At 63.2% G+C, this 6,130-nt stretch carries 5 protein-coding genes; all 5 read right to left on the bottom strand.

Going from position 1 to position 6,130, the window contains the following annotated elements:
- Positions 1 to 1,803 (bottom strand): chemotaxis protein CheA (locus OQK_RS05680; protein WP_038860619.1); only part of this gene is annotated, 1,803 nt, incomplete at its 3' end.
- Entirely contained in the window at positions 1,800 to 2,483 is a 684-nt protein-coding gene (locus OQK_RS05685) for a chemotaxis protein CheW (protein WP_016771509.1), read from the bottom strand. The genes OQK_RS05685 and OQK_RS05680, both read right to left, overlap by 4 nt.
- Positions 2,480 to 3,751: a CheR family methyltransferase gene (locus tag OQK_RS05690; RefSeq protein ID WP_016771510.1), complete on the bottom strand. Its 1,272-nt coding sequence runs from the start codon at positions 3,749 to 3,751 to the stop codon at positions 2,480 to 2,482. The genes OQK_RS05685 and OQK_RS05690 overlap by 4 nt, the downstream gene beginning before the upstream one ends.
- Positions 3,748 to 4,284, bottom strand: a complete 537-nt coding sequence (locus OQK_RS05695; protein ID WP_016771511.1) for a chemotaxis protein CheW — start codon at positions 4,282 to 4,284, stop codon at positions 3,748 to 3,750. The genes OQK_RS05690 and OQK_RS05695 overlap by 4 nt, the downstream gene beginning before the upstream one ends.
- The gene (locus OQK_RS05700) at positions 4,284 to 5,906 is read right to left on the bottom strand and encodes a methyl-accepting chemotaxis protein (RefSeq protein ID WP_016771512.1); all 1,623 of its coding nucleotides are present in this window, start codon (positions 5,904 to 5,906) and stop codon (positions 4,284 to 4,286) included. The genes OQK_RS05695 and OQK_RS05700 overlap by 1 nt, the downstream gene beginning before the upstream one ends.
- Positions 5,907 to 6,130 lie beyond the last annotated feature (224 nt).

The following is a 6,130-nucleotide window of genomic DNA, read 5'->3' on the forward strand; positions in this document are numbered from 1 at the left end:
GACATCGACGATCAGCACCACCGAGCCGTCATCGAGCAAGGCCCCGGCGGAGATGTCCTGAACCTTGCCCAGACGCTCGTCCAGCGGCAACACCACCAGCGTGCGCTCACCCACGAAGCGCTCGACCGCCACCCCATAAATCGCCTCGCGCTCGCGGATCACCACGACTTTCAGGGTAGCGCCATCGTTCTGACTGGCCGGGCGATTGAGCAACTGGCTGGCCGCAACCAGCCCGACATGCTGGCCTTCGTGCCAGAAATGCTGACGTCCTTCGACCTGCACGATGTCTTCCGGCGCCAGATCGCACATGCGTTCGATGTGCGCCAACGGGAACGCATAGGCCTCTTCACCGACTTCTACCACCAGACTGCGCACCACCGAAAGCGTCAGCGGCACTTCCAGATGGAAACGGCTGCCCTCGCCCGCCGTCTGCTCCAGCACCACGGCCCCACGCAACTGGCGAACCATGTGCTGAACAGCGTCGAGACCGACGCCGCGCCCGGACACTTCGGTAACCTTGTCGCGCAGGCTGAAGCCCGGCAGAAACAGGAAGGTCAGCAGTTCCTCATCGCTCAATTGCGCTGCGGTTTCGGCTGGGGATAACTGCCGTTCGACGATGCTGCGGCGGACTTTCTCAAGATCGACGCCACCGCCGTCATCGCTCAATTCCAGCACCAGCAAACCGGCTTGGTGGGAAGCGCGCAGGCGGATCAGGCCCTCTTCCGGCTTGCCCTTGAGCAGGCGTTGCTCCGGGGTTTCGATGCCGTGATCGACGGCGTTGCGCAGCAGATGAGTCAGCGGTGCTTCAAGCTTTTCCAGCACGTCGCGATCGACCTGGGTTTTCTCGCCTTCGATCTCCAGGCGCACTTGTTTGCCAAGGCTGCGCCCGAGGTCGCGAACCATGCGCGCCTGCCCGCTGAGCACGTCGGCGAACGGGCGCATGCGACAGGCCAGCGCGGTGTCATAGAGCACTTGCGCGCGCTGACTGGCCTGCCAGGCGAATTCGTCGAGTTCGGCGTTTTTCTCGCTGAGCAGTTGCTGCGACTCGGCGAGCAAACGTCGCGCATCTTCCAGCGACTCGAGCGCTTCCAGGCTCAGCGCATGCTCCTTCAGGTGCACATTGAGATTTTCCAGTGCGCGCAGGCCGTTGTTCTGCATGCGTTTGAGGCGCTGCATGGTCGCCAGGTGCGGCTTGAGACGCTGGGTTTCCACCAGCGATTTGCTCGACAGATCGAGCAGGCTGTTCAGGCGCTCGGCGGTAACGCGCAAGACGCGCTCGCCGCCCTCGGTGGTGCGTTTGTTTTTGCGCGGAGTCGGCTCGGCGGGCTCGTCCATGATCGGCGCTGTCGCTGTTGGCGCTGGCTCGATCTGCAACTCGGCCATCGTCGGCGTGGCAACCACAGCGGCTGGCGCCGAAGGATCGAGCAGACGCCCCATCAGCGCCACGTAGGCTTCAATGTCCGCAGGTTGCGGCGCATTGGCCGGGGTGGCGATGCGCATCAGCAGGTCGGTGCCCTGCAACAACGCGTCGATGTGTTCGGGACGCAGCAACAAACGCCCTTCCTGGGCGCTGACCAGGCAATCTTCCATGACGTGGGCGACGCTGACGCCGCTGTCGATACCAACAATCCGCGCTGCGCCTTTGAGGGAGTGCGCCGCGCGCATGCACGACTCCAGCTGATCGGCCTGGGTCGGATTGCGCTCCAGCGCCAGCAGCCCGGCGCTGAGCACTTGGGTCTGGGCCTCGGCTTCGAGGCTGAACAGCTCGAGCAGGGAGGCGTCGCGCATTTGCTCGGGGGTCATGTCAGGCTCCGGGTCACGGCGGACAACAGCTGTTCTTCATCCAGCCAGCGCAGGCTGCGACCGCGATATTGCAGAACGCCACGGGTGTACTTGGCACTGGCCTGCGCACCGGACTGTGACGCAGCATCGAGGATGCGTTCGTCGATGGCATGAATGCCGTCGACCTCTTCCACCGGCACCACCACCGGCCCGCCATGGGCAGCGATGATCAGCATGCGCGGCATGACTCGCCCGCCGCTGGCCGGCGCAACGCTGCCGTCGAGGTCGAGCAATTCCACCAGCGACAGGCACGCGACCAAGGCGCCACGGACATTGGCCACGCCGAGCAAGGCCCGCGAGCGCTGGTGCGGCAGCGAATGTATCGCCTGCAACGGTGCAACTTCGACAAGCGTGCGCGTGGCCAGTCCGAGCCATTCCTCGCCGAGGCGAAACATCAGCAGCGAGCGGGTCTTGACGTCGATTTCGACTTTGCTGACCACTGCTTCGCGCTGGTCCTGCTGCAACGAATAGCGGTCGAGCAGGCGTGTGGCGGCGGCGGAATACACCGAGCAGTTGCGGCAATGAATGTGCTCTTCCAGCAACGGGCAGGACTTGTCGCCATGAATGCCGATGCGGTTCCAGCAATCGTCGATGGCGCGGGCGTCTTCGTGGGTAACGTTCAAGGTGTCGGACGCGCTCATCGTTTACGCTCACTGTCGGCGGTGCGCCCGCTGCGGGCGGCGCGCTCCTGCAATCGTCGGGCACCCGCCGTGTCGCCCTGAGCCTGTAGCAACGCGGCCAGGTGCATCAGCGCTTCGGGGTGTTGCGGTTCAAGGTACAAGGCCTTGCGATAAAAACCCTGGGCCTCGAGGCTCAGGCCGGCGACATCGCTGAGCAGCCCGAGCCAGTAGAACACCTGCGCCACCGGCTCATGGCTGCGCAGATAGTGTTCGCACGCGGCACGGGCCTCGGCGCTTTTGCCTTCGTTGGCCAGTGCAGCGATTTGCGCCAGCAGCGTCGCGGCGTCGGGGTTGGCAGTTTTTTTCGCTACCGGCAAAGGCGTCACGGCAGCGAACGGCCGATTGCGCACTGGAGCTGGCGGCGCGCTGCGCAATGGCTGGCTGACCGGCACGGCGACCGGTTTGGGTGTCGGCAGTGGTTCGGGGTGCGGCTCGCTGTGACGGCTGAAGGCGAACGACTGCGGGATGCCGATCGAGCGCATGCCCAAACGCCCGAGCAGACTGCCCTCCGCCGGGCCGATAAACAGCACACCGTCGACGTGGGTCAGGCGCTTGAGCACTTCGAACACCTGCTTTTGCGTCGGCTGGTCGAAGTAGATCAGCAGGTTGCGGCAGAACACGAAATCGAAGGCTGGCTCGCTCGCCAACAGCGTCGGATCGAGGACATTGCCGACCTGCCAGCGCACCTGTTCGCGAACGTATTCGTTGACCCGGTGGCCGTCCTGCTCAGGCATGAAATGCCGATCGCGAAATTGCAGATCCTGCCCGCGAAACGAGTTCTTGCCGTAAACAGCACGGCGCGCCTTGTCCACCGACAACGGGCTGATGTCCATGCCATCGACCTTGAACTGATGCGGTTTGAGCCCGGCATCGAGCAGGGCCATGGCGATCGAATAGGGTTCTTCGCCGGTCGAGCACGGCAGACTGAGGATGCGCAACGCGCGCATGTTGTTCAGCTCGGCGAGACGCTGACGGGCCAGTTTGCCCAAGGTGGCGAAGGATTCCGGGTAACGGAAAAACCATGTTTCCGGAACGATCACCGCTTCGATCAGTGCCTGCTGTTCATCCCGCGAGCCTTGCAACAGCTGCCAGTATTCGTCGGCGTGGGCGGCCTGGGACAGCGTGGTGCGCTGGCGCACGGCACGCTCGATGATCGCCGCGCCCACCGAAGCGACATCGAGGCCGATGCGTTCCTTGAGGAAATCGAAAAAGCGCTGATCACCACTCATGGCTGCGCCTCTAACTGCGCCGGATCACGCGGCGGATCGGGGAACAGCAAACCGCGCACGGCGTCATCGAGCAAGTCATTGACCCGCACCCATTGCAGCAATCCCTGCGCATCTTCGCGCACCGGGCCGAGGTATGGCGCCTCGCGGTTATCGAGGCCGTAGGGCTGGAAATCTTGCGGATGACAGCGCAGCGTGTCGGTGGCCTGCTCGAGAATCAGCCCGAGCCATTGCGCTGCTTGCGCTTGATCCGGCTGATAATTGACCAGCACCAGCCGCGTGCTGGTGCGCGCCTCGGCGGGCCGGCCAAAAGTCAGCGCACTGAGGTCGATCACCGGCACCACCGCCCCGCGATAGGCGAACACCCCGGCCACCCAGTGCGGCGCCCGGGCAATCGGCTTCAACGGCAGGCGCGGCAGCACTTCGGCCACTTCGGTGGCGCGCAGGGCGTAGCGTTCGCTGCCGATGCGAAACAGCAGAAACAGCGCCTGCTTCGCCACTGGCGCACTGCCCCGTTTGGCGATGATTTCGCTCATCAGACTTTGAATCGCGAAACGCCGCTGCGCAGGCCGACGGCCACCTGGCTCAGTTCGTCGATGGCGAAACTGGCCTGACGCAGCGATTCGACGGTCTGGCTGCTGGCATCGCCCAACTGCACCAGCGCATGGTTGATCTGTTCGGCGCCAGTGGCCTGGGCCTGCATGCCTTCGTTGACCATCAGCACGCGCGGCGCCAGTGCCTGCACCTGATGGATGATCTGCGACAGCTGCTCGCCGACCTGCTGCACTTCCGACATGCCGCGGCGTACTTCTTCGGAAAACTTGTCCATGCCCATCACCCCGGCCGACACCGCCGACTGGATCTCGCGAACCATCTGTTCGATGTCGTAGGTGGCCACGGCGGTCTGATCGGCCAGACGCCGGACTTCGGTGGCGACTACGGCAAACCCGCGACCGTACTCGCCGGCCTTCTCGGCTTCGATCGCTGCGTTGAGCGACAGCAGGTTGGTTTGGTCAGCCACTTTGACGATGGTCACGACCACCTGATTGATGTTGCCGGCCTTCTCGTTGAGGATCGCCAGTTTGGCGTTGACCAGATCCGCCGCGCCCATGACCGAGTGCATGGTGTCTTCCATGCGCGCCAAGCCTTGCTGGCCGGAGCCGGCGAGCACCGAGGCCTGATCGGCAGCGGTGGACACTTCGGTCATGGTGCGCACCAGATCCCGCGAGGTCGCGGCGATCTCACGGGAGGTTGCGCCGATTTCGGTGGTAGTCGCTGCGGTTTCGGTGGCGGTGGCTTGTTGCTGCTTGGACGTGGCAGCGATTTCGGTCACCGAGGTGGTCACCTGCACCGAGGAGCGCTGGGCTTGGGATACCAGCGACGTCAGCTCGGTCATCATGTCGTTGAAGCCGGTTTCGACTGCGCCGAACTCGTCCTTGCGATCAAGGTTCAGGCGCGAACTCAGATCACCGGTGCGCATGATGTCGAGGATGGTCACGATGCGGTTCATCGGCGCCATGATCGCGCGCATCAGCAGCAGACCACATAGGCCGGCGGCCAGCACCGCGACCAGCAGGGAAATGACCATGCTGACTTTGGCCGTTGCCACCGCGTCGTCGATGTTGGCCATGGCGGTATCGGCAACAACTTTGTTCTCGCCAATGATGTCGTTGAGCTTCATGCGCCCGGTGTACCACGCCGGGGTCAGCTTCTCGTTGAACAGCTTGATGGCATCGGCTTCCAGATTGCGCTTGTGCAGGTCCAGCACGGCATCCTGAATCTGCATGTAGGTATCGTGGTACTTCTCGAACAGGGCGAATTCGGAACGGTCTTCATCGGTGGCCATGGTCTTGCGATAGTTGGCCATCTGCTCTTGCAGACGCGCCTCGAACGCCTTGTAGTCGGCAGCGTCTTCACTGGAAACGCCCTGGCCATCCTTGAGGCCGAGCAGTTTTTGGGTCTGCAAATAACTGTCTACCCATGCGCCGCGAATCATCGAGCTGTAATAGACGCCGGGGATGGCATCGTCGCGCACGCTGTTTTCACTGGCCTCGATCTTCAGCAACCGCGAGTAGGACAGCACCACCATCAACAGCATGATGGCGATAATCACCGCAAAGCTCGCCAAAATGCGTTGGCGCAACGTCCAGTTCTTCACAGTGAATCCTCGTGCCTGATCGAAATGCGGGGAGTATAGCCGAGGGCGGTGTTTCATTTATAAGACGCTTTCGCTGGCAATACTGTCCTTGTGGGAGCGAGCCTGCTCGCGAAGGCAAGACCGCGGTCCCGGCAAATCGCCAACTGCGCAAGAAGTTGCGCAGTAGCCCGTAATATTTCAGGGCCTAAATCCCCTGCAGCCCAAGCGGTGCAAGCCCTGCAGCC

The sequence above is a fragment of the Pseudomonas sp. R62 genome, from assembly GCF_000257605.1.
In the GTDB taxonomy this organism is placed as follows: Bacteria; Pseudomonadota; Gammaproteobacteria; order Pseudomonadales; family Pseudomonadaceae; genus Aquipseudomonas; species Aquipseudomonas atacamensis.

Excerpts from the sequence above, each read along its gene's own strand:
- OQK_RS05695 (WP_016771511.1), bottom strand. The coding sequence starts at position 4,284 with ATGAGCGAAATCATCGCCAAACGGGGCAGTGCGCCAGTGGCGAAGCAG.
- OQK_RS05685 (WP_016771509.1), bottom strand. The coding sequence starts at position 2,483 with ATGAGCGCGTCCGACACCTTGAACGTTACCCACGAAGACGCCCGCGCC.
- OQK_RS05690 (WP_016771510.1), bottom strand. The coding sequence starts at position 3,751 with ATGAGTGGTGATCAGCGCTTTTTCGATTTCCTCAAGGAACGCATCGGC.